General features: G+C 63.3%; 22 protein-coding genes. 7 read left to right on the top strand and 15 right to left on the bottom strand.

The genetic code is table 11. From position 1 onward, the window contains the following. Nucleotides 1-15: 15 nt before the first annotated feature. The 8 genes from scpA to pgi form a co-directional block, all read right to left on the bottom strand. Nucleotides 16-2,154 carry a methylmalonyl-CoA mutase gene (scpA, locus tag LK12_RS11350; RefSeq protein ID WP_039283583.1) on the bottom strand — a complete coding sequence of 713 codons (2,139 nt, stop codon included), beginning with the start codon at nt 2,152-2,154 and terminating at the stop codon, nt 16-18. Between the two features lie 55 nt (nt 2,155-2,209). Continuing rightward, nucleotides 2,210-2,647, bottom strand: coding sequence for a methylmalonyl-CoA epimerase (gene mce / locus LK12_RS11355; RefSeq protein WP_039283584.1), 438 nt, complete (start codon nt 2,645-2,647; stop codon nt 2,210-2,212). A 6-nt stretch (nt 2,648-2,653) separates the two neighbouring features. Next, the gene (gene bktB / locus LK12_RS11360) at nt 2,654-3,835 is read right to left on the bottom strand and encodes a beta-ketothiolase BktB (protein WP_039283586.1); all 1,182 of its coding nucleotides are present in this window, start codon (nt 3,833-3,835) and stop codon (nt 2,654-2,656) included. A gap of 122 nt (nt 3,836-3,957) precedes the next feature. Continuing rightward, nucleotides 3,958-5,484 (bottom strand): acyl-CoA carboxylase subunit beta, encoded by a 1,527-nt coding sequence (locus LK12_RS11365; protein WP_039283588.1) that lies wholly within the window; start codon nt 5,482-5,484, stop codon nt 3,958-3,960. A 163-nt stretch (nt 5,485-5,647) separates the two neighbouring features. After that, nucleotides 5,648-6,685, bottom strand: a complete 1,038-nt coding sequence (locus tag LK12_RS11370; RefSeq protein ID WP_231568325.1) for a cytochrome c oxidase assembly protein — start codon at nt 6,683-6,685, stop codon at nt 5,648-5,650. Nucleotides 6,686-6,753: 68 nt separating this feature from the next. Beyond that, a complete protein-coding gene (gor, locus tag LK12_RS11375) occupies nt 6,754-8,100 on the bottom strand; it encodes a glutathione-disulfide reductase (RefSeq protein WP_039283590.1) in 1,347 nt (448 codons plus the stop codon). Nucleotides 8,101-8,194: 94 nt separating this feature from the next. Continuing rightward, nucleotides 8,195-10,417: a S8 family peptidase gene (locus tag LK12_RS11380; RefSeq protein WP_082010460.1), complete on the bottom strand. Its 2,223-nt coding sequence runs from the start codon at nt 10,415-10,417 to the stop codon at nt 8,195-8,197. A 214-nt stretch (nt 10,418-10,631) separates the two neighbouring features. Continuing rightward, nucleotides 10,632-12,152, bottom strand: coding sequence for a glucose-6-phosphate isomerase (gene pgi, locus LK12_RS11385; RefSeq protein ID WP_039283592.1), 1,521 nt, complete (start codon nt 12,150-12,152; stop codon nt 10,632-10,634). Nucleotides 12,153-12,302: 150 nt separating this feature from the next. On the opposite strand from pgi, the gene lepB reads away from it, so the two are divergent. From lepB to LK12_RS11405, 4 genes are all read left to right on the top strand, one after another. Continuing rightward, nucleotides 12,303-13,163 carry a signal peptidase I gene (lepB, locus tag LK12_RS11390; protein WP_039283594.1) on the top strand — a complete coding sequence of 287 codons (861 nt, stop codon included), beginning with the start codon at nt 12,303-12,305 and terminating at the stop codon, nt 13,161-13,163. A 13-nt stretch (nt 13,164-13,176) separates the two neighbouring features. Then, nucleotides 13,177-13,845: a ribonuclease III gene (rnc, locus tag LK12_RS11395; protein WP_039283595.1), complete on the top strand. Its 669-nt coding sequence runs from the start codon at nt 13,177-13,179 to the stop codon at nt 13,843-13,845. Between the two features lie 126 nt (nt 13,846-13,971). Further along, on the top strand, nt 13,972-14,865 hold the full coding sequence (era, locus tag LK12_RS11400; protein ID WP_039283597.1) for a GTPase Era: 894 nt from the start codon (nt 13,972-13,974) through the stop codon (nt 14,863-14,865). Beyond that, complete coding sequence (locus tag LK12_RS11405; RefSeq protein ID WP_082010461.1) at nt 14,865-15,890, top strand: SGNH/GDSL hydrolase family protein; 1,026 nt, start codon at nt 14,865-14,867, stop codon at nt 15,888-15,890. The genes era and LK12_RS11405 overlap by 1 nt, the downstream gene beginning before the upstream one ends. Here the strand turns inward: LK12_RS11405 and recR are convergent. Then, nucleotides 15,865-16,461, bottom strand: coding sequence for a recombination mediator RecR (recR, locus tag LK12_RS11410; protein WP_039283598.1), 597 nt, complete (start codon nt 16,459-16,461; stop codon nt 15,865-15,867). The genes LK12_RS11405 and recR overlap by 26 nt on opposite strands. 59 nt (nt 16,462-16,520) lie before the next feature. On the opposite strand from recR, the gene fmt reads away from it, so the two are divergent. Then, nucleotides 16,521-17,429: a methionyl-tRNA formyltransferase gene (gene fmt / locus LK12_RS11415; protein WP_039283600.1), complete on the top strand. Its 909-nt coding sequence runs from the start codon at nt 16,521-16,523 to the stop codon at nt 17,427-17,429. Between the two features lie 42 nt (nt 17,430-17,471). Here fmt and LK12_RS11420 read toward each other — a convergent pair whose 3' ends face one another. Next, nucleotides 17,472-18,002 (bottom strand): cupin domain-containing protein, encoded by a 531-nt coding sequence (locus LK12_RS11420; protein ID WP_039283602.1) that lies wholly within the window; start codon nt 18,000-18,002, stop codon nt 17,472-17,474. A gap of 98 nt (nt 18,003-18,100) precedes the next feature. Here LK12_RS11420 and truA point away from each other — a divergent pair, with 98 nt between their 5' ends. Next, nucleotides 18,101-18,847 (top strand): tRNA pseudouridine(38-40) synthase TruA, encoded by a 747-nt coding sequence (gene truA / locus LK12_RS11425; RefSeq protein WP_039283605.1) that lies wholly within the window; start codon nt 18,101-18,103, stop codon nt 18,845-18,847. Between the two features lie 191 nt (nt 18,848-19,038). On the opposite strand, the gene LK12_RS24635 is transcribed toward truA, so the two are convergent. The 5 genes from LK12_RS24635 to LK12_RS11445 form a co-directional block, all read right to left on the bottom strand. Further along, complete coding sequence (locus LK12_RS24635) at nt 19,039-19,203, bottom strand: hypothetical protein (protein WP_156135461.1); 165 nt, start codon at nt 19,201-19,203, stop codon at nt 19,039-19,041. 402 nt (nt 19,204-19,605) lie between these two features. Further along, nucleotides 19,606-20,160, bottom strand: coding sequence for a TIGR02391 family protein (locus tag LK12_RS23815; RefSeq protein WP_052223339.1), 555 nt, complete (start codon nt 20,158-20,160; stop codon nt 19,606-19,608). Beyond that, nucleotides 20,141-20,839 carry a DUF5343 domain-containing protein gene (locus tag LK12_RS11435; protein WP_039283607.1) on the bottom strand — a complete coding sequence of 233 codons (699 nt, stop codon included), beginning with the start codon at nt 20,837-20,839 and terminating at the stop codon, nt 20,141-20,143. Before LK12_RS11435 ends, LK12_RS23815 begins: the two co-directional genes overlap by 20 nt. Before the next feature lie 569 nt (nt 20,840-21,408). Then, on the bottom strand, nt 21,409-22,401 hold the full coding sequence (gene cobS, locus LK12_RS11440) for a cobaltochelatase subunit CobS (protein WP_039283609.1): 993 nt from the start codon (nt 22,399-22,401) through the stop codon (nt 21,409-21,411). Nucleotides 22,402-22,520: 119 nt separating this feature from the next. Further along, complete coding sequence (locus tag LK12_RS11445; protein WP_039283612.1) at nt 22,521-23,249, bottom strand: winged helix-turn-helix transcriptional regulator; 729 nt, start codon at nt 23,247-23,249, stop codon at nt 22,521-22,523. A 71-nt stretch (nt 23,250-23,320) separates the two neighbouring features. On the opposite strand from LK12_RS11445, the gene LK12_RS11450 reads away from it, so the two are divergent. Then, entirely contained in the window at nt 23,321-23,983 is a 663-nt protein-coding gene (locus LK12_RS11450; RefSeq protein ID WP_039283614.1) for a glutathione S-transferase family protein, read from the top strand. The last annotated feature ends 3 nt before the right edge of the window (nt 23,984-23,986 follow it).

Here is a 23,986-nt window from a genome sequence, read left to right on the forward strand (position 1 = left end):
AACGCTCCTTCCCGCTTACTCGGCGGCTTCCAGAGCGTCGTCGGCAGGCGGCATGTTGTGGCCGAGCAGGCGCAGCATGTCGGCTGCGCATTCCACCACGTTCGAGCCGGGACCGTAGATGCCCTGGACGCCTGCGCGCTTGAGGAAATCGTAGTCCTGCTGCGGGATAACACCGCCGGCAACGACCTTGATGTCGCTGCGGCCGGCATCCTTGAGATGGCCGATCAATTCGGGGATGAGCGTCTTGTGGCCGGCAGCCAGCGAGCTGGCGCCCACGGCATCGACGCCGTTCTCGACCGCCATCTTGCAGGCTTCCTCCGGCGTCTGGAACAGCGGACCGGTCACCACGTCGAAGCCCATGTCGCCGAATGCCGAGGCAATGACGTTGGCGCCGCGGTCGTGGCCGTCCTGGCCCATCTTGGCAACGAAGAGCTTGGGCGCGCGGCCGAGGCGGGTGGTGACGGCTTCGACGCCATCGAGCACCTGCTGATAGCGGCTGTCCCCGGCGTATGCCGAACCGTAAATGCCCTTAACCGGGGTCGGCATCGTGCCATAGCGGCCGAAGGCGGATTCCATGGCATCCGAGATCTCGCCGAGGGTCGCACGCTCGCGAGCGGCATCGACGGCGAGAGCGAGCAGGTTACCCTTGCCCTTGGCGCCTTCGGCAAGCGCCTTGAGCGCGGCCTGGCACTTGGCCTCGTCGCGGCCCTCACGGGTGCGCTTGATGCGCGCGATCTGCGCTTCGCGGACCTTGTGGTTGTCGACCTCGAGCGTTTCGATCGGGTCCTCCTCGTCGCGGCGGTACTTGTTGACGCCGACGATCACGTCCTCGCCGCGGTCGACGCGGGCCTGACGGCCAGCAGCGGCTTCCTCGATCATTGCCTTGGGCCAGCCAGCGGCCACGGCCTTGGCCATGCCGCCTTCACGCTCGACGCGCTCGATGATTTCCCAGGCCTTGTCGACCAGTTCCTTGGTCAGCGCCTCAATGTAGTAGGAGCCACCCAGCGGATCGACGACATTGGTCATGCCGGTCTCTTCCTGGATGACGATCTGCGTGTTGCGCGCGATGCGGGCCGAGAAGTCGGTCGGCAGCGCGATCGCCTCGTCGAGTGCGTTCGTGTGCAGCGACTGGGTGCCGCCCAGCATCGCCGCCATCGCCTCGATCGTGGTGCGCATGACGTTGTTGTAGGGGTCCTGCTCCTGCAGCGAGACGCCCGAGGTCTGGCAGTGCGTGCGCAGCATCTTCGAACGTTCGGACTGCGCGCCGAGCTGGGTCATGGCGCGGTGCCACAGCGTGCGCGCGGCGCGCAGCTTGGCGATCTCCATGAAGAAGTTCATGCCGATGGCGAAGAAGAACGACAGGCGGCCGGCAAACTTGTCGATATCGAGACCGGAACCGACGCCGTACTTCACGTATTCCATCCCGTCGGCGATGGTGAAGGCGAGTTCCTGCACCTGCGTCGCGCCGGCTTCCTGCATGTGGTAGCCGGAGATAGAAATGCTGTTGAATTTCGGCATGTTATCCGCGGTATATGCGAAAATGTCCGAAATGATCCGCATCGAGGGTTCGGGCGGATAGATGTAGGTGTTGCGGACCATGAACTCCTTGAGGATGTCGTTCTGGATGGTCCCGGTCAGCTTCTCGGGGCTGACGCCCTGCTCTTCGGCTGCGATGATGTAGAACGCCAGGCACGGGATCACCGCACCATTCATGGTCATCGACACCGACATCTCGTCGAGCGGGATGCCGTCGAAGAGGATCTTCATGTCCTCGACAGAGTCGATGGCGACGCCCGCCATGCCGACGTCACCGACCACGCGCGGGTGATCGGAGTCGTAGCCACGGTGCGTGGCAAGGTCGAAGGCCACCGAAAGCCCCTTCTGACCGGCCGCGAGGTTGCGGCGGTAGAAAGCGTTGGACTCTTCAGCGGTCGAGAAACCGGCATACTGGCGGATGGTCCAGGGACGACCGGCATACATCGACGCCTTCACACCGCGGGTGAACGGCGCGAAACCGGGAAGGCCCGGATCGGTCTGGACGTCCTCGGCGGTGTAGAGCGGCTTGACCGCGATGCCTTCGGGCGTGTTCCAGGTCAGGTCCCGGCCCTTGACCTCCTTGTCGGCCAGCGCCTTCCAGTCGTTGATGTCTGCCATAGTCGGTTTCCTCAGTCGGGCGCCCTTCCCTGTCCGAGGGCGCCTTACGTCAATATCAGTGGGCTTCCTTGGGCGTTTCCATGATCTCGGTCAGTTGCCCGCCCATGTCCTTGGGGTGGACGAAGAAGATCAGGGTGCCGTGAGCGCCGATGCGCGGTTCGCCCAGCACGCGCTTGCCCTTGCTTTCAAACCACGCCTTGGCAGCGTGGATGTCCGGCACTTCGTAACAAACGTGGTGCTGGCCGCCCAACGGGTTCTTCTCCAGCCACTTGCCAACCGCGGAGTCCGCCTCGGTGGGCTGCAGCAGTTCGACCTGCGTACCCGCGGTGCCGTTCTCACCCGGCGTGTTGACGAAGCACACACGCACCTTCTGGCTGTCGAGCACGAAAGGCTCGGTAATGTCCGTGGCGCCCATCACGTCGCGGTAGAACGCGATGGAAGCGTCCAGGTCCGGCGTAGCAACGCCGATATGGTTCATGCGGCCGAGTTTCATGGCCGGTTACTCCACATTCTCGATGATCATGGCGATGCCCTGACCGCCGCCGATGCACATGGTGATGAGGCCGTACTTTCCGCCGATGCGCTTCAACTCGTACATGCACTTGATGGTGAGCATACAACCGGTCGCGCCGACGGGGTGGCCGATGGAAACGCCCGAACCGTTAGGGTTCACCTTTTCCGGATCGAAACCAAGCACCCTGGCGCAGGCCGCCGCCTGGGCGGCAAAAGCCTCGTTGGATTCGATTACGTCCATCTGATCGAGGCTGAGGCCGGCACGCTCCAGCGCAATCGGCACCGCCTTGATCGGGCCCTCGCCCATGTAGTCGGGCTCGACGCCGGCGTGACCCCAGGCGACGATCTTCGCCATCGGCTTCAGGCCGCGGCTCTCGACTTCGCTGCCGGTAGCCAGCACGACCGCGGCAGCACCATCGTTGATGCCCGAGGCATTGCCGGCGGTGACCGAACCGTCTTTCTTGAAGGCGGGCTTCATCTTGCCCAGCACTTCCATCGTGGTGTCGGCCTTCACGTGCTCGTCGGTGTCGAACACGACGACGCCCTTGCGCGTCTTCACCTCGACCGGAAGGATCTGTTCCTTGAAGCGGCCTTCCGCGATGGCCCGCGACGCGCGCTGGTGGCTGGTCACGGCCAGCGTGTCCATGTCCTTTCGCGTCACCTGGTGACGTTCGGCCACGTTCTCAGCAGTGATACCCATATGGTAGCCGCCGATGGCGTCGGAAAGGCCGAGCGTCAGCGCGTCTTCCTGCACGTTCGGGCCCATCTTCTTGCCCCAGCGCACGCTATGGTCGTGGTAGGGGACGTTCGACATCGATTCCGCGCCGCCGGCGAGCGTAACCTTGGCCTCGCCCAGCTTCATCATCTGCGCGGCCGACACGATCGCCTGAACGCCCGAGCCGCACAGTCGGTTGAGCGTCAACGCCGGGGTCGCGAGCGGCACACCGGCGTTGATGCCGATCACGCGGCTGAGCATCTCGTCGCGGGCGCTGTTCGGCATCACCTGGCCGATGACGATGTGCTCGATGGCATCCGGCTCGACACCAGCGCGCTTGAGCGCTTCAGTGGCGACCATGCCGCCCAGATCCGCAGGCGAAAAGCTTTTGAGCGAGCCGCCGAAGTCTCCGACTGCCGTGCGCACGCCGCTGACGATGTAGATGTCTTCCATGACCTGTGTTCCAATTTCCAGTTCAGTTTCGATCGGGGAGGACCTGTGCCGATCTTCACCCAATCGCGATACTCGCAAAAGAGACATCTTCGCCCATCAGAGGCGAGCATGCCCCCGTTGCATTACAACGGAATATTATCGTGCTTCTTCCAAGGATTTTCGAGCTGCTTGTTGCGCAGCTTGCGAAGACCCAGGGCAATGCGACGACGCGTCGAATGCGGATAGATCACTTCGTCGATGTAACCACGGCTCGCCGCCACGAACGGGTTGGCGAAGCGGTCCTCGTATTCCTTGGTCTTGGCGGCGATCCCGTCCGCATCTAGCCCGCGGAAGATGATCTCGACCGCGCCCTTGGCGCCCATCACCGCAATTTCGGCGGTCGGCCAGGCGTAGTTGAGGTCGCCGCGCAGATGCTTCGAACTCATGACGTCGTAGGCGCCACCATAGGCCTTGCGGGTAATGACGGTGATCTTGGGCACAGTCGCTTCGGCATAGGCGAAGAGCAGCTTGGCGCCGTGCTTGATGATGCCGTTGTGTTCCTGATCGGTGCCGGGAAGGAACCCCGGTACGTCGACGAAAGTCAGGATCGGAATGTTGAACGCATCGCAGAAGCGCACGAAGCGTGCCGCCTTCTTGGAGGAGTCGATGTCGAGCACGCCCGCCAGCACCATCGGCTGGTTGGCGACGACGCCTACGGTGCGGCCTTCGACGCGGCCGAAACCGCACAGGATATTGCCGGCATGCAGGGGCTGGATCTCGAAGAATTCACCCTCGTCGAGCGTCTTGCGGATCACTTCCTGCATATCATAGGGCTGGTTCGCCGAGGGAGGGATGATCGTGTCGAGGCTTTCCTCGGTACGGTCCCACGGGTCGGCGCAGGGGCGCTCGGGCACTTCATCGCGGTTCGATGCCGGCAGGTAATCGATGAAGTCGCGCGCGGCGAGCAGCGCCTCGATGTCGTTCTCCAGCGCGAGGTCGGAAACCGAAGTCTTGCTGGAGTGCGTAATGGCACCGCCCAGTTCTTCCTGGGTTACGACTTCGTTGGTGACGGTCTTCACCACGTCCGGACCGGTCACGAACATGTAGGAGCTGTCCTTCACCATGAAGATGAAGTCGGTCATCGCCGGCGAGTAAACCGCGCCGCCCGCGCAAGGCCCCATGATCAGCGAGAGCTGCGGCACCACGCCCGAAGCGGTGACATTGCGCTGGAACACGTCGGCATAACCGCCGAGCGAGGCGACGCCTTCCTGAATGCGCGCGCCGCCGGAATCGTTGAGGCCGATCACCGGCGCGCCGACCTTCATTGCCGCGTCCATGACCTTGCAGATCTTCTGCGCGTGGCGAGCCGAAAGCGAACCACCGAAGACCGTGAAGTCCTGCGAGAAGACATAGACGAGGCGGCCGTTGATCGTGCCCGAACCGGTAACGACGCCGTCACCCGGCACCCGCTGGTCCTGCATGCCGAAATCGACGCAGTCGTGCTCTACGTAGAGATCCATCTCTTCGAAGCTGTCTTCGTCGAGCAGTACCTCAAGGCGCTCGCGCGCGGTTAGCTTGCCCTTGGCGTGCTGTGCGTCGATGCGCCGCTGACCGCCACCCATCTTGGCGGCTGCACGACGGCTTTCCATTTCGGCGATATTGGCTGACATCCGGCTTCCCTTGTCCGCAGTGGTTCCAGCTTGGAAATGCTGGGTTTGCTAAGGCAGGTCGAAGCGCTCAGGTCAATAGTTTTAATCGCTCGATTAAAACAAATCGCGTGCCCGGTCCCAGCGTTTTCACTCCGCCGATGGATATCGCGCGACGGCGCTCGGACTATCCCGGAATTTGGCCGGAAAGGCCGAAATCCCGGGCCTTGTCGTGCGGATGATCTATCAGCGAAACGACGCTGAAGACGATCGCCAGCATCAGCAGGGCAAAGCCGGCCAGACCGAATGCCAGGGTCCGATTTGCGCCCGCGCTAGCCACCACGGCCTCGCGACCGGTGCGCAGGCGCCGCGTTGCAATGCGTTCTTCTTCATTGCCCCAGCGATGGATTACGAGGATCGCGCTGACTGCAAACATCATCGTGCCGGGAATCCACATGATGATGCCGCCGGTCTGCTCGTCGGTGAGCATCGACACGTGCCACATGTGGCCGAGCTTCAGGTAGGCGTCATAGAGCGGAATGGTCTTGAACGTCAGGAAGGCGCCGAGCACGATATTGCCGAGCGCCGCGAAGACGAACATGCCCAGACGCGTTCCCAGTCCCGGCCCCTGCGGCGCGGTACGCCGGTCGAAGATCACCGAGAAGAAGATCAGGCCGGTCACCAGCAAACTGATGTGCCACATGTAGTGAATCGGCTCGTCCAGGATTGCCATGTCGTGATAATGCGGCACCATCCAGAAGTAGCTGGCCAGCAGAAACAGCACTGTCGCGACCACGGGATGTCTCAGGAAATCCACCAACCCGCGCATCCAGCCGGTGCCGGCAAAGAACTTGCTCACGCCATCAGGGAGCCCGCGAACCATGGCGGCCTGCGGTCGCGAGAGGAACAGCAGCATCGGCGCAACCGTTCGAAGCAACATGTGCTCGACTTGGTGCACAGCGAATATGTGGTCTGCGAGCCGCTCGACGGGCGAGATGAGCGCGATGAAAAGCGCGACAAGCCCCCCGAAAAACGCCGCAATTCGCCAACGCTCGTCGACCAGTCCGTGGCGACTGCCGCGCCAGTAGATAAGCCCGGCAATGGCAAGTCCCAGCAGGATCTCGGGCGAAAGCTGCCAGAGCGTCCAGGGGCTGGCGTCGGCGTGGACTTCACCGCCGTGGGCCATCGCCGGTGTCGAGAGCAGAGCGAGCAGACTCGCCGGCAACCATCTTAATAATCGCATGGCGGGGGCATAGCCCCCCAGCCCGCGCATGCAACCCCTTCGGTCCGCGATCACTTCAACAGGACGAGTTCTTCCGACATCGTCGGGTGGACCGCGACGGTGGCATCGAAATCGGCCTTGGTGAGCCCTGCCTTCACCGCGATCGCGGCAGCCTGCATGATCTCCGGTGCCTCGGGCCCGATCATGTGCAGGCCTACGACGCGGTCGGTCTCGGCATCGCAGACCATCTTGTAGAGCGCTCGCTCGTTACGATGGGCGACAACATTCTTCATCGGCCGGAAATCGCTGGTGTAGATCTTTACAGAACCCAGCGTGTTGTTGGCTTCAGCTTCGGTCATTCCTACGGCCGCAATGGGCGGATGGCTGAATACCGCCGAAGGAATGCAATGGTAGTCGACCGTCGTGGGCTTGTCGCCAAAGACGGTGTCGGCAAAGGCCTGACCTTCACGGATCGCCACAGGCGTCAATTGTACGCGGTTGGTCACGTCGCCAACCGCATAGATGTAATCGACGCTGCTTTTCGAATGCTCGTCGACCTTGATCGCGCCCTTCTCGTCGATGTCCACGCCGACATCCTCGAGACCCAGACCTTCGCTATTCGGGATACGGCCGGTAGCGAACAACACGCAGTCCACCACGAGCGGGTCGTGATTGGTCATGTGCACGGTCAGTGAGCCGTCGTCGTTCTTCTCGATCTTGCGGCTTTCGGCGTTGAAGCGGAAGTCGATGCCTTTCATGATCGATATCTGCAGCAATCGGTCGCGCAAGCTCTCGTCGTAGCCGCGCAGCAGCTGGTCGGAGCGGTTGATCAGCGTGACCTTGGCACCGAACTCGTTGAAGATGCCGGCAAACTCGTTGGCGATGTAGCCGGCACCGGCGATCAGCACCCGCTTGGGTATCGCATCGAGATGGAACGCCTCGTTCGAGGTAATGCCCAATTCGTGACCGGGGCAGCCGGGAACATGCGGACGCGCGCCGGTGGCGATGAGGATCACCCTGGCTGTTTTCTTCTCGCCGCTGGACAGCGTGACTTCGTGAGGACCGGTAATCCTCGCGCGCTCATGGTAGATCTCGACGCCGTGGCTTTCGAGCGTCTGGGTATAAAGACCGTTGAGCCGGTCTACGTCGCCCATGACATTATCGCGCAGCTTCACCCAGTCGAACGTGCATTCCGGAATCTCCCACCCGAAGTGGCGCGCATCCTCCAGGTCCTCGGCAAAGTGTGCGCCGTAGACCAACATCTTTTTGGGTACGCAGCCGCGGATTACACAGGTGCCGCCGATCCGATGCTCCTCCGCCACTGCAACCCGGGCTCCATGGGCAGAGGCTACGCGACTGGCACGCACGCCCCCCGAACCGGCGCCGATGGTGAAGAGGTCGTAATCGTATTCGGCCATGCAGATGCTCCTGTTGCGCGCCGCCAAGGGGAATGCGGGCGCATATGGGGCATCTACCGGCGGATTGCCAACCGGGGATGCAACGCGGAAATCATCAGGGAAGGACCAGGCGCCAGGTTCCCAGCGCCCGCACGTCGCTTGCATTGGCGTTGCTGGCAAGCCCGAAACGAATGCGCGAATTTGCGCTTCCGCGCTCGTAGCCGAAGGTCAGCAAGGGATCGATGCGGCCCGAAAAATCCACCTGACGGTTGCTGAATTGCAGCGACCGGCTCGCAAGATCATAACTCGAGCCGACCGTGTAAGTGCCCTCGCCGGAAACGACCGTGAGCGGCTGGACGAGGCCCACGCTCATCTTCCCTCCCATGACAGGCCGGCTGGCGGTAACCCCGAACCGGTTGGTCAGGATAGTGCCCGCGTCGGTGAGCAGCATGTCGTCTGCCAGCTTGAGCCACGTCGCACCCATACTGGCGTATCCGCCCACCTTCCATTTTCCCAGCGCAACGTCGTGGGAAGCCTCCAGAAAAACCGTCCGCGCGCCGTCGCCGAACCGCAAGGCCCCGGAGCCCGTGGGGGTGCCGAATACCACTCGTGTTTCGTCGAGCATTCCAGCCTTGAGCGTCGTCCCTGCCTTGCGCCAGGAAACCACGGCACCATTGGCCGAACCGTAGCCAGCCCGACCGCCCACAGCGTCGACACCGAGAACGCCGCCAGCCAGCGGATAGCGCGCGCCGATGGCAAGATCGGCCACGGGAGAGTAGGCGAACACCGCATCCGAACTGGGCGCAAGCCCCATGAACTCGTCCGCAACCGAATCGCTCGAATTGAGCGACGCAGTAAACCACGTCTTGCCGCTGCGGACGGCCACCCTGCCATTCGTGAGCATCGTGCGAACCTCGTCCTCGCCGGGACCGGTGCGCAGCCGGGTGAACCCGGCGCTGGCCTGGAACTTGGGCGTGGCCACGAATGTGGATCCTGCATTGGCCTGGACCTGCACGCGCCGATCCAGCCATGCGGTGTCGGCCCCGGGTCGAACGACGAGCCCGGACAGGTTGCCCTGAAAATCGCGTCCATAGGCGTCTAAGACGGTCACATCACCCAGCGCGTGCGCAGCAAAGCCCGCGCTGCCAACAGCTTCGGGTACCACCATGACCGAACCCGTCGCAGTTGTCTGAACCGCTCCATTGGAAAGCGTCGGATTTACCGGCGAAAGAGCAGCCTGCACGTCGATCAGGCCGTGTCCGAAAACGGGATCGACACCCTTGGCACCGATGTCGCGCGCAGTATTGACGATGACCTCTCCGGCCTCGAGTCCCGAAAGCTGTGGCCACTTGCTCAGGATCAACGCGGCAAGCCCGCTGACTTGCGGCGTTGCAGAACTCGTCCCGCTGAACCAGACCAGCGTGCCGTCGACGTCCTGCGTGGCATTCGTCCCCATCGCGGCGACGCAATTGTTCATGGCCGTGGTGCCGCACTGGTTCGAATAGTCGGCCAGTTCGTAGCTGGTCTCTGTGCCGTCCAGAGCCACGACAAAAAGCCAGCTTCGCGAGTTGCTCGAATTGAGATCGAGGTAGCCCACGGCGTTGGCCGCGCTCTCGTTCCCGGCGGCGTTGACGAAAAGGCCGCCGGTCTTCTGGTAATCCGCAACCGCCTGCGCCCAACCGAAGCTCGGCTTGTCCGGGTCAATCTTGGCGATGGAGGCATTGATGACCTTGATCCCCAGGCTGCCGGCGTAGTCTATTGCGTCTGCCAGACCTATGCCCAGCGTCTCCTGGTCGTCGGGATTGGTCGCATCGAGATCGATCTCGCTTATGCGCAGGGCGACGATCTCGGCATTGGGCGCGATGCCCTGCACGCCGCTACCATTATTGGCGGCAGCGATAACGCCGGCAACCATCGTTCCGTGATCCGAGTAATCATCGCCGATGACGTTGCGCTGGGTGGTCACGCCATTTTCCGTGACGGTGCCATAGTCCCTGCTCAGGCTCGATATCTTGCCGGCAAGTTCGGGCACCTCCTTCACGCCGTCATCCAGCACCGCGACCTTCACACCGTCACCCGTCCAGCCGTTGTCCAGGGCGTAGAGCGCGTTGACGTATTCGAACGAGACGTAATTGCGCCGAAATTCGGTATCGTCCTGGACCGACCGTTTCGGCTGCTGGTCCTCGGGAACGATGACGTAACCCGCGGGCGGGCTGGGGGTGGGCGTGGGTGCCGGAGTCGGCGTCGGTGTAGGGGCTGGTGTAGGCGAGGGCGTTGGCGCAGGAGTCGAGTTTACGCTGCCGCCGCCGCCTCCACACCCGGCCAGCGCGATTGCCATCGCGCTTGCGACCAAACCATTGCGTAAAAATTTAGATGCGCCCGCCATGCCCCGGTATCCCCGCAGGACCGCATGGCACACGTTTCGCGTGCGAGTGCGCGGTCCGCCATTTATGATGTGACGGAGAGATGGTTACCCCAGCAATTCTTGCCGTATGCTGAAGACCGGCATCGGGGCCGCGAAGGCGATCGCCACGAGGCCTGCCGAAATCGGGTCAGGCTATCCCCGCCAGCTGCAACAGCGCTTCGGTCGACGGATCGAACTGGGTGCCGCCCTTCTCGATCTGCCTGGCGATTTCCTTGCCCAATTCGACTCCGAACTGATCGAAGGGGTTGATGCCCATGAGCACGGCATTGGCAAACGTGCGATGTTCGTGGAAGGCGATCAGAGCACCGAAGGTGGCGGGGCTCACCTCATCCAGCAGGATCGTCGCCGAGGGTCGGTCGCCCGGATAGGCTCGCGCCGGGTCATCGCTATCCTTCCCTGCCATCAGGGCGGCGCCCTGTGCGAAGCAGTTGGACAGCAGAATGCGGTGATGCACCGGATCGAGATCGTGCCCCTGCGCGATCGAGGCAATAAAATCCACCGGCACAAGGTTGGTGCCCTGGTGCAGTAGCTGGAATACGGCGTGCTGGGCATCGGTGCCCACACCGCCCCAGGTGATCGGCGCCGTCGGCCCGTCAACGGGGGACCCATCGACCTTCACGCGCTTGCCGTTCGATTCCATCTCGAGCTGCTGCAGATAGTCGGGCAGCATCGCCAGACGTTCGTCATAGGCGAACACGGCGCGCGTCTGGCAGCCCCGCAGCCGGGTGTAATACTGGTCGGCAAATGCAGCGCGAAGCGGCAGATTGGCCATGCCGTCAGTATCGCGGAAATGCTCGTCCATCGCCGCCGCGCCGGCAAGGAATTCCGCGAAGTCCGGCCAGCCCAGCGCCATCGCCACCGGAAAACCGATGGAAGACCACAGCGAATAGCGCCCGCCTACGCTTTCGGAAAACGGCAGGATGCGGGTTTCGTCAACGCCCCACTCCATCGCCTTTTCAGGGGATGCCGTGAGCGCCACGACGCGACCGAAGGGATCGTCGACTTCGTTTTCGCGAAGCCAGCCGATAACGCTTTCGGCATTGGTCATCGTCTCGATGGTTGTGAAGGTCTTGGAAGCGACCGCCAGCATCGTCGTGGCCGGGTCGCAGGCGGCGAAGGCCTGCTCCAGTGCGCACCCGTCGATATTCGAAACGACGTGGACGTCGACCATGGCCCCTTCCCGCGCCAACGCGTCGATCGCCAGGGCCGGTCCCAATGCCGAACCGCCGATGCCGACGTGGATCAGGTGCTTGACATCGCCCATGGCGCCGCGATGGATCGCCTCGACAATCGCGGCCATGCGGTGATGGTTCTCATGGGCTAGCGCAACGCTCTCTTCTTTGCCCACACCGCGCTGAGCCGTGTGTTCGGCAGCGCGTCCTTCCGTGGGATTGACGATGTCGCCGGCAAACAACGCCGCACGGCGGCCGGTGAAGTCCATGGCAGCAGCCAGTTCCTCGAACGCGGCGACGTGGGCCGCATCGAGATGTGTCTTGGACCAATCGAACCGGATCGCGCAGGAATTCTCCTCATCGCCCAATTCGAACGCGGTTGCGTATGTGTCGAGCCGGTCGGGATCTGCAGCAAAGAGCTGCGCCAGGGAGGGCTTTTCCAGATCCTTCAGCTTGTTCCACACCGCTTCGCTCATGCATCACTCCTGACTGGCCCGACGGACCACCGCCTTATGGGTGCTGCATCAGCGAAATCCAAGCGCGAGTTTGTGCCATAATCGATCCGCGCTCTACCTTCGGCGGGAACGCACTTGACGTATCGCCCCACTGGCAACAAGGGTCTGCCCATGAGCGACACTCCCAGCGCCGCCGAGGCGGAAACCGCAAAATCAACGCCGGAAAAGGCTGGCAACAAGCCGCAAGCTCCCGCCAAGAAGGACGAGAATTTCTTCTCTTTCCTGTTCTGGCTGGTCCTAGGTGTAATCGCGCTGCGCAGCTTCATCATTTCACCGTTCAACATTCCCAGCGAATCCATGCTGCCTCGACTGCTCGACGGTGACTACCTGTTCGCCACCAAGTGGTCGTACGGCTATTCCAGATATTCGCTGCCTTTCAGCGTTCCCCTGATCCCGGGCCGTATCTTCGCCAGCCAGCCCGAACGCGGCGATGTCGTCATCTTCAAGGCCCCTCCGGGCAACGACGTCGATTACATCAAGCGCGTGATTGGCCTGCCCGGCGACGAAGTGCAGATGAAGAACGGTCAGGTATGGCTGAACGGCACCCCGGTGCCCAAGCAGAAGGTCGGGGACTTCGTCGTGCCGGTATCGCCCAACACCCATTGCTATTCCGATGAGTTCCGGACGTTGGACAAGCAGGGCAAGCCATTCTGTCACTATCCGCAGTTCCGCGAAACGCTCCCCAACGGCAAGAGCTATAACGTGCTCGATCTCGCGCAGACGCCGCAGGACGATACGGGTGTGTTCATCGTCCCCGAAGGCCACATGTTCCTGATGGGCGACAACCGCGACAACTCGCTCGACAGCCGCTTTCCCGCCATCGAGGGCGAAGGCATCGGCATCGTTCCGCAGGCCAACCTCGTCGGCAGGGCCGCCGTAATGATGTTCTCCACCGATGGTTCGGCCGAGTGGATCAAGCCCTGGACATGGTTCACGGCTGCGCGCTGGAACCGCATCGGAGGCACGTTCTGAGTGCCTTACGACCATGCTTGATGGTGATACCCGCGACTTCCTGACCCGGCATTCGGGCCACGCACCCAAGGACGATGCGCTCTGGCTTGCAGCGCTCACGCACGGCTCGACGGGTGAGAGGCGCAACTACGAAAGGCTCGAGTTCCTCGGCGACCGCGTGCTCGGTCTCTCGATCGCGGAATGGCTCTACCAGCACAGCGACGAGGCGGAAGGCCGCCTCTCCCAGCGACTCAATGCCCTCGTCAGCCGCGCGACGTGCGCCCGGATCGCCCGCGAGATCGGGCTCGGTCCGCACATGCGGCTGGGCAAGCAGGCGCGTGACGACGGGGGAGAGAATTCGGACAATATCCTGGGCGACGTGATGGAAGCCATGATTGGCGCCTGCTTTACCGAACATGGCTTTGCTGCTGCGCGCGACATGGTACGCAGCCTGTGGAGCGGTACGCTCGCCGGCAAGACGGGCAAGCTCAAGCATCCCAAATCCGCCCTGCAGGAATGGGCCGCAGGCAACCGTCGTCGCATGCCCGAATACCGGTTGATCGAACGGTCCGGACCCGATCATGCCTCGCGTTTCACTGTCGAGGTCTCCATCCACAACGTCGGTTCGGCTCAGGCGACCGCCAACTCCAAGCAGGACGCGGAAACGCGGGCGGCCGAAGAGTTCATGCGGAAATTCGCATGATTTTCGATCGTCGGCGGCATCCGGCACCTTTGCAATTGCAACGCGGGACGTGTTGCCCCAGATAGCGCTGGTGCAGAGCGTGTCGACACACCTGCCCCGCACGAAGCTCAGAGGAACATTACGTCAATGACCGAAAAATGCGGTCTGGTCGCCGTAATCGGCGCGCCCAATGCCGGCAAGTCCACGCTCGTCAACGCGCTGGTCGGCCAGAAAGTTGCGATTACATCCGCCAAAGCGCAGACTACCCGCGCACGCCTGATGGGCATCGCCTTGAAGGATGACGTGCAGATCATCCTTGCCGATACGCCGGGCATCTTCGCGCCCCGCCGCAGGCTCGACCGGGCCATGGTCGCCGCAGCCTGGGAAGGCGCGCAGGAAGCCGATGCCATCCTGCTGGTCGTCGACGCCGTCAAGCAGCGGCGCCACGAACTCGAGCCGCTGCTGGAAACGCTGAAAGGCCGTTCGGAGCGCAAGCTCCTCGTCCTCAACAAGGTCGATGCCAGCGCCAAGGAACCGCTTCTTGCCCTTGCCGAAGACCTGACCGGCAAGGCCGCCTTCGACGAAGTGTTCTTCGTCTCGGCTCTCTCCGGCGACGGCGTACCCGAACTGAAGCAGCGCCTTGCCGACCTGATGCCCGAAGGCCCCTGGCACTATCCCGAAGAGCAGGTCTCCGATGCCTCGGAACGCCTGCTGGCCTGCGAAATCACTCGCGAGCAGCTCTACCAGCAGCTGCACGACGAGCTGCCCTACGACACCGCAGTACGCCCCGAGAGCTACACGCAGCGCAAAGACGGCTCGGTCGAAGTCCGCCAGCAGATCGTCGTCGCCCGCGACAGCCAGAAGGCCATCGTGCTCGGCAAGCGCGGCGCGAAGATCCGCGCGATCGGAGAGGCGGCGCGCAAGGAACTCGCCGAAATCCTCGGCCAGAAGGTCCACCTCTTCCTGCATGTGAAGGTCGAGGAAAACTGGGCCGAGGCCCGCGACATCTACGAGGAGATCGGTCTGGACTGGGTGAAGTGATGAAGCGGATTGCTTTTGCGGCTGCCCTGTCGCTTGCTGCATCCACCTTGCCGCTGACGCCCGCCATGGCGGCTGCGGAAAAGGATCATACCGAAGCGGTCGAGGAGACGTTGGAAGGCGCGCAGTATGTCGCGATGGGCTCTTCCTATGCCGCGGGCCCCTTGCTGCCTCCGGCCAAGCCCGGTGCTCCGAAGCGCTGCGGGCAGAGCCTCAACAACTATCCCACCCTGTTGGCCGAGCGGTTCGGGATGGTGCTGATCGACCGCAGCTGCTCGGGCGCAACGACCGACCACGTGCTCGGCCCTTGGAATGAGATCCCGGCGCAGATCGCCAGCGTCACGCCCGAAACGCGGCTGGTCACGATCACTATCGGCGGCAACGACCTGTCCTACGTCGGCAACCTGTTCTCGGCGACCTGCGCCTTCAATGCCAAGGCGCTCGCGCTGTCAGGCGCCAAGCCTAAACCCTGCGGCGTCGTGCGCGTTCCGACCGAGTCCGACTATGCCCGCGACGAAGCCCAGCTCAACGCCATCGTCCAGCGCATCCGCGACGTGGCGCCGCAAGCAAGGGTCGTCTTCGTCCAGTACCTTTCGCCCCTGCCGCCTGCCGGAGCCTTGTGCGCAGCCACGCCGCTCAGCGAAGAGCATGCCGCGATCATCCGCACCATCGGCCAGCGTCTGGCGGAAATGACCGACCGGGTTGCCCTCGCCAATGGGGCGCTGGTCGTCGAGATGAACCTCGCCTCCGCCAACCACACGCCGTGCGATCCCGAACCGTGGATGATCGGCGCGCCGCAAGGCTACGACGGCAAGCAGGGGCTGCAATGGCATCTCAACAAGGCAGGGATGCAGGCTGCAGCGGATGGCATAGCTTACTGGCTCGTCGAAGCCGGCGTGAAGCCGGGCAAGGCCGTGGATCCTGTCACGCCGGAAGCACCGTCCGATCAGCCTGCGACAACGGACGAGGGAGAGAGCGAGCCCCTCTCCAACCCAGTGCCCGTCATCCCAGAGGGCGACGTGCCCTGATCGCCTGCGCCAGCGTGCCCTCGTCGAGGTAGTCCAGCTCGCCGCCGACCGGCAGGCCATGCGCGAGCTGGGTCACGCGGACCGGATAGCTCTCGAGCCGTTCGGCGATGTAGTGCGCGGTCGTCTGGCCCTCCAGCGTCGCGTTCATGGCGAGCAGGACTTCGTCGATCCCGCCTTCCTCGATACGGTGGAGCAGACGGTCGATCGTCAGGTCTTCGGGCCGGACCCCGTCGAGCGCCGAGAGCCTGCCGCCGAGCACGTGATAGCGCCCGGTGAAGAGCTTGGCGCGGTCGAGCGCCCAGAGGTCCGCCACTTCCTCGACCACGCAGATCGAGCGGGTATCGCGGCGCGGATCGCTGCAGATGCCGCAGGGGTTCGCGGTATCGATATTCCCGCAGGTGTCGCATTCGACGAGCGTGTCGCGCACTTTCGCCAGCGCATCGAGCAACTGCACCAGCGCCGTCTCGCGCCGCTTGATCAGCCACAATACGGCGCGGCGGGCGGAGCGGGGTCCGAGGCCGGGAAGGCGCGACAGGGCGGCGGTGAGCGTCTCGATCTCTTGCGATGCCATGGATCGGCAGATAGGGCCTTGCGGGCACAAGCGAAAGAGACCCGGAGATTTCCCCACATATGCGCATCATCTTCATGGGAACCCCCGATTTCGCGGTGCCGGCGCTGGTCGCCCTGGTCGAGGCCGGGCACGAGGTCGTGGCCGCCTATACCCAGCCCCCGCGACCCGGCGGCCGGCGCGGCAAGGAGCTGACCCCCTCGCCCGTCCACAAGGAAGCCGAGATGCGCGGGATCGAGGTGCGCCATCCGGTCTCGCTGAAAAATGCCGAGGAACAGGCCGCCTTCGCCGTGCTGGAGGCCGACATCGCCGTCGTCGCCGCCTACGGGCTGATCCTGCCGCAGGCGATCCTCGACGGGACGGCGCGGGGCTGCCTCAACATCCATGCCTCGATCCTGCCGCGCTGGCGCGGGGCGGCGCCGATCCAGCGGGCGATCCTGGCGGGCGATCCCACCACCGGCGTCACCATCATGCAGATGGAGGCCGGACTCGACACCGGCCCGATGCTCGCCACCCTGCGCACCACCATCGACCGCAAGACCGCCGGCGAGCTGACCACGGAGCTGGCCGAACGCGGCGCGCAGCTCCTCATCGGCACCTTGCGCGATCTCGCGATCCACCGCCCCGTCGCCCAGCCCGAGGACGGGGTGACCTATGCCAGGAAGATCGACAAGGCCGAGGCGCGGGTCGACTTCTCCCAGCCCGCCGAGCAGGTCGAGCGGCAGGTCCGCGCTTTCATGCCAGCACCCGGCGCCTTCTTCGAACTCGACGGCGAGCGCTACAAGGTGCTGGCCGCCGACGTGGCCGAGGGCTCAGGCACGCCGGGCACGACGCTCGACGATGCCCTCACCGTCGCCTGCGGGTCCGGCGCGATCCGGATCACGCGTATCCAGCGCGCCGGCAAGCCCGCGATGGCGACCGGCGACCTGCTGCGCGGCAAGCCCGTTCCGGCAGGAACCAGCCTCGGCTGAACCTTCCCCCGCTCCTCTCGACACGAACGGGAAGTCTGATCGTCAAACCTTCTCCGGCATCTTGCGCACGGGCGGATTCTCGCCATCCCAGCGGCTGCTGGCATCGCGCATGACTTCGACGGTCTTTTCCCAGGCTTCGACCGGCTTGTCCTTCACCTTGATGTTGAAGCTGTCGGTGTTGCGGAACTCGAGGATTTCAACGCCCTCGGGGCCGGCGGTATAGGAATAGGGAACGTCCGCGCCGACGTAGAAACCGTCGCCGGCGCCCAGCGTCTCGCTACCCATGCGCACTGATCCGGCGACGATGTAGTAGAGGCATTCGCAATCGTGGGTGTGCAGCGGCAGCGGGAAGCCGCTCTTGAACCAGAGGCGCGCAAGGCTCATGCCCGGCCGGCGATAGGGCACGTCGTTGTATTCGCCGCGGGCCTGGGTGGCCTCGGCGAACCGGGGCTGCATCGCCGCGAGATTGGGCGCATCGCCCTCGTAGGTCATGCAGCCGCATTCCTCGAGCGTGGGCGCATCGGCGCCGCGGAAGATCTCGAAGCGCGGACGCTGGGTCTCGTTGTCGCTCATGGCATATCCTTTCCCGGTAGAGCAGGCATGGTGCCATTCCCCTGCCCCTGCGCCAAGCCATTTGCACCGCCGCGCCAGTCCTGTATCGGCGTGGCGAAATGACCCGCTTTGCCCTCACTCTCGAATTCGACGGCGCGCCCTTTATGGGGCTGCAGCGGCAGGCGCACGGCCCTTCCGTGCAGCAGACGGTCGAGGACGCGGCCCATGCCGTCACCGGAGAGGCAGTGACGATGCACGCCGCCGGGCGCACCGATACCGGCGTCCATGCCCTCGCCATGCGCGCCCATATCGACATCGCCAAGGACTTCACACCCTTCCGCCTGATGGAAGCGCTCAACGCCCGGATGCGGCCGAACCCGGTTGCGGTTACCGCCTGCGAGGAGGTTGCGGACGACTGGCACGCCCGCTTTTCCTGCATCGGGCGCGCCTATATCTACCGCATCGTCAACCGCCGCGCGCCGCTGACGCTGGAGCGGGGCAAGGCCTGGCTGGTCTCCCGCCCGCTCGATGCAGAGGCCATGCACCGCGCCGCGCAGGCGCTGGTCGGCCAGCACGATTTCACCACCTTCCGCTCGGTCCACTGCCAGGCCAGGAGCCCGCTCAAGACGCTCGACCGGCTCGACGTCCGGCGCGAGGGCGAGCAGGTGCTGATCGAGGCCGAGGCGCGCAGCTTCCTGCACCATCAGGTCCGCTCGATGGTCGGCTGCCTCGCCATGGTCGGCATGGGCCGCTGGCGCGAGGAGCAGGTGGGCGAAGCCCTCGAAGCCCGCGACCGGCAGGCGCTGGGCCTGAACGCCCCGCCCGACGGGCTCTATTTCGTCCGCGCGGTCTATCCGGAGAACTGAATTCACTCCGCCTCCGCTCGTCCTGAGCCTGTCGCAGGACGTTGGCGCCGCGCCAGCACCATCACCCTTCGACAAGCTCAGGGTGAGCGGACGTGTGATCAAGGTCATCCCGCAAGCGCAAGGTGACAGTCCGGTTGACACGCGTGACACGGTCCAGGGGAAATGTGTCACCTTGCGCCTCCGGTGTCACCTTAGCGCGCGTAAGTGTCACCTTGCGGCACCCACCCGTCACCTTGCGCGTCGTAGACCAGCCCGGCCCGCCGCATCTGCGCGCCGAGGCGCAGCCCTTCGTCCCAGACCTCCGCAAAGCCCGCGCCGAGCCGCCGGCGCAGGCGATAGGCAGACTGCCGGCTCACCCCCCACGGCGCGCGTCGCCGCCGCGACCGACCCCGTCACCGCCAGCGCGCGGAGGAAGGCATGGATGCGGAGCCTGCTCCAGCGGTACTCGGCGTTGGAACGGCGGGGCGGACGGGGGTGGTGTGTGTTGGGCATGCGGCGAGGGTACCGCAGGCGGGGGTGTGTAGGAAAATGGGTTTTCCCACTTTGCATCCCCTGAATTGATCTTTGAGAGGAATGGATTCAGCGTGAAAGAAGACATCCGTGCCGGCATGGCCTTCGTCAGCTGCAAACCTATGCAGGCCCTGAACCGCTAAATATCGAACTTACCGGAATCTCATCTTTGCTAACATCACTTTCAGACCTTTGTGAGACCTCCTTCAACTCGACAAGGGGCCATGAAGCGAACGTTATTGGGCAGGCTAGCCCTTAACTTTACCAGCTCCAAGCTCGGCGGCTTTTGCCTTGCGAAGGAGGTGTTGAGCAAAAACGATTAACTCAAGTGCCACGTCGGGTTCTTCAACCCAATTGAACTCGTGAGTCGTTGGGTTACGAATTCCCAGCATCGCACCAGAAAAAAGGCGATGATAACCTTTCTGCTCATCGACTTGAGACGGCGTCTTCATTTCGGACCATTTAAGGTAAGGGCCTCCCGGGGAAAAGACTTGCTCCATCAGCGTTGTACCGTTTTGGATTAAATGAGGAACTCGTTCGGCAACGAACTTGTCTACTGCCTTGAATGCCTCTGCCACCGATAGATTGTAGTGGCCTGAAACGAAGAGGTCGGCTGATACATCATGAATCTCTGCCTCAACAATCACCCGTTCATAGACGCTAGCGGGCTCGGATCCCTCGGATGTGGGTGAAGGGAGGGCCAACATGCGCGGCGCCGGAAGTGCCAGAACCGAACGAGCAAGCCCGACCTCCAGCAAATGCTCTTGAAGTCGCCGGATGCCATCAAGAATCCGGAGCGTCATATAGGTAGCGCCTCATTGCCTGAAAGATGGACTCGATTTGCTCACTGCCAGCGTCGGCACTGATGTGGATTTGCACGTTGATGTTCAACGGAAAAGCGTCCGCACCTGTGCGAGGCGGTGACACGTTTCGATCGTTCCCTTCTCGACGAGTCGGATTCTCATCCGAACTTCGTGCGTTTTTGGATACGCTCCGCGAAGAGCGTGGGGACCGCGTCTTCGGAGCTCCGTCTCCCTGAGAAGATTTCGCGTTGGAGCGAGGGGCTTCATTCGGAGTCGGACTTGAGATGAGTAAATAGGTCGCGGCTTTGTTGCCCGCTGAACCCTGACCAAGCCCCTCGTGCAGAAACCAGGAAACGACTTTCTGTCTGTCGGCATCACCCGGGGGAGCAAGGTGCAACAATCCCTCAGGATAGATGTCCTTGACGATTTGGCTAACCGCCTCGGCATAGCTTTCATCCAGCCGCCACTTCTGCGCGATAGGGGTCGCCTTCCCCTCTTCTGTGAGAATGCCTACATTCTTCAACTCATTGATGTACGCGCGGGCAGCGGCTTCTTGCACGCCGAGCTGCACGCCAAGCAACCGCTCATCGACAGTTACATTCGGAGTCTTATGAAGAATTGCCCGAACACCCCACCAAACTGTGCTCGGGATTTGAGGGTAACGCACCTTTTCCGCCATAATGGTACTCCTTTGTGTAACACATGCCACACAAAGTGGAAGATTGGAAGGTTGAGGGAATTGCCGATTTCAGTAAGTTAATGAGAACTCGGCAGAGTTGATTACTTGTCCGTAGGCCATCCCACAAAAGCCTAAGGCGAATACGCACCCAGCCACTCGGCCGCTTCGACCTTCTTATCTACGGCGGTGGAGGAAAACTTCGTCCTACACTATTCATACTTGAGATTGCCGTGGCTCAACGCAGGACCAAAGCCCAGTAACCGGCTGTTGCCACAAGACGAAAATTACTAACTAACAGCGCCTCGAACCTACGATCCGCAATTTAAAGTTTGAGTTGCCCAAGTGGCGAGCAACCACTTCTTAGGGCGTGCAGCAGAGCTGAAAATTCCGGCCGGATTTACATCGGCCCACAAACCAATTGTTGTGCTAGCGCAGGCAATGGAAGATGGCGCCAAAGCGGCGAACGCCGTTCGCTTCCGCCCCGGCCTCGATACCTCAAGCGCGCGGACTGTCCTGACCGCAATGGCCGAGACGATCCCCGCGCTCGCAATTAATGACCTTGCGCCCCCTCAAGCCTTGCCGACAACACTCTCCGGTAGCTCCGTTCCGAACACGCGCTGGTAGTATTCGGCCACCAGCATGCGCTCGGTCTCGTCGCACTTGTTTAGGAACGAGAGGCGGAAGGCGAAGCCGACGTCGTTGAAGATCGCGGAGTTCTGCGCCCAGGTGATGACCGTGCGCGGGCTCATCACGGTCGAGATGTCGCCGTTCATGAAACCCTGGCGCGAGAAGTCGGCGACCTTGACCATGTTGGCGATGGTGCCGGCATCGACCTGCGGCACCTTGGCGGTGACGATGGCGATCTCGGTTTCGGCCGGAAGGTAGTTGAGGCCGACCACCAGGTTCCAGCGGTCCATCTGGCCCTGGTTGATCTGCTGGGTGCCGTGATAGAGGCCCGAGGTATCGCCGAGGCCCACCGTGTTGGCAGTGGCGAAGAGGCGGAAGTGCTTGTCCGGGCGGATCACGCGGTTCTGGTCGAGCAGGGTCAGCTTGCCCTCGGTCTCCAGAATGCGCTGGATCACGAACATCACGTCGGGCCGGCCGGCGTCGTATTCGTCGAACACCAGCGCGACCGGGTGCTGCAGCGCCCAGGGCAGCAGGCCTTCGCGGAACTCGGTGACCTGCAAGCCGTCGCGCAGGACGATGGCGTCGCGGCCGATCAGGTCGATGCGGCTGATGTGCGCATCGAGGTTGATGCGGATGCACGGCCATTTGAGGCGGGCGGCGACCTGCTCGATGTGGGTCGACTTGCCGGTGCCGTGGTAGCCCTGCACCATCACGCGGCGGTTGTAGGCAAAGCCGGCGAGGATCGCGAGCGTGGTGTCCGGATCGAACACGTAGCTCTCGTCGAGGTCAGGAACGCGCTCGTCCGCCTTCGAGAAGGCGGGCACCTTCATGTCGATGTCGATCCCGAAGGTTTCGCGCACGTCGACTTCGGTGTCGGGAGCAGCCAGTACAGTGGAGTCGCGGGTGTCGGTCATGATGTTCGCAGATTCAGCCATATCGCCCTCCCGCCTAAAGGACGCGGCGCTGCACCGCAATAAGCTTTGGCCGGATTAGCGGCGGACCTGTCCGAAAAGGAAGGGGTGGTATGCAAAACGAAGGGAGTTTGGGCTTCCCCTCAGCCCGCCGCCTTCATCTCCACCTTTGCCGGCAGCACGAACAGGTCGATGAACCGCCGCGCCAGGTCCGCGTCGCCGCCGATGGCCAGGCGGTTGCCGGCTTCCTCGGGCGTCTGCTTGCCGTAGAAGACGGGCAGGAAGTCCGAGGCGCTGCGCGCGCTGAAGCGCAGGTCGGGCGTCATCATCGTATCGCCGACGGGATGGATGCTGAGGCCATCGTGGCGCAGGCGCCCGGCGAAGTGGTCCTCGCCCACGTCGAAGGCGACCCACAGCTCCATGTCGCCGATCTTGCGGTGATCGAGCATCGTGCGCATCGAGAGCATGAGCGAGGTGGGCGTGAGCGGCAACGAGGGATCGTGGAACGGCGCGCGCACGGCCCAGCGGCCCAGCTCCTGCAGCACCTTTTCCAGCCCGCGGCCCCACTCGGTGAGCTGATAGACCTGCGCCGAGACCGGCGGCGGCAAGTGCGCGCGCTCGACGATGCCCAGCTCCTGCAGCGTCTCCAGCCGCTCGGTCAGCGTCTTGGCGGAAAGGTTGGGCAGGCTGGCGCGGATGTCGCTGAAACGGCGGCCGCCCAGCATCAGCTCGCGAATGACGAGCAGCGTCCAGCGCTCGCCGATCAGCTCCATGCCGAAGGCGGCGGCGCAGGCATCGCCGTACCACTTGCCATGGACTTTGCGCGCGTCCTGAACGTCTCGACCCACTTTGGTTTCTTTTTGCAACTTCATCGTTGCTTTTTGTAACCTCGCTGTCACCGTAAGGCAATACCGATTCGCAGCAATGCCTAGGGAACACCACCATGCCGATAACCGATACCGCCGAAACCGTGATCAGCGCCTTCGACAACGTGCCCGACTTCGCGAAAGGCATGGTCCGCGACGTGCGGATCCGCTGGGCGCTGGAGGAAATCGGGCGCGACTATGCGGTGCAGAACCTCGATGCCTTCAAGCCCAAGCCCGATGGCTACCGCGACTGGCAGCCCTATGGCCAGGTGCCGGCCTTTGCCGATGGCGACATGCGCCTGTTCGAAAGCGGCGCGATCCTGCTCTATCTCGGCGAGCAGGACGAGCGGCTGCTGCCGCACGATCCCGACATTCGCTGGTCCGCGATCACCTGGACCATCGCCGCACTCAACAGCGTCGAGCCCTCGCTGATGCAGATCGTCAATCTCGACTTCTTCCTCGCCGGCCAGCCCTGGGCCAGGGAAGCCCGCCCGGCGATGCTTGAACTGGCGCGCGGCAAGCTCAAGAGCACCGAGAAGGCGCTGGGCGAGCGCGAGTGGTTCGCGGGCCCCTTCACAATCGCCGACATCATGATGACATCGGTGCTGCGCAATGTGGACCATACCGACCTGCTGGACGGCTTCCCCGCCCTCGGCGCCTTCAAGGCGCGGGCCGAGGCGCGGCCGGCCTTCCAGCGCGCGCTGGCTGATCAGATGGCGGGATACCGCGAGCCCGCCTGAACC

The organism is Novosphingobium malaysiense (assembly GCF_000802225.1).
In the GTDB taxonomy this organism is placed as follows: domain Bacteria; phylum Pseudomonadota; class Alphaproteobacteria; order Sphingomonadales; family Sphingomonadaceae; genus Novosphingobium; species Novosphingobium malaysiense.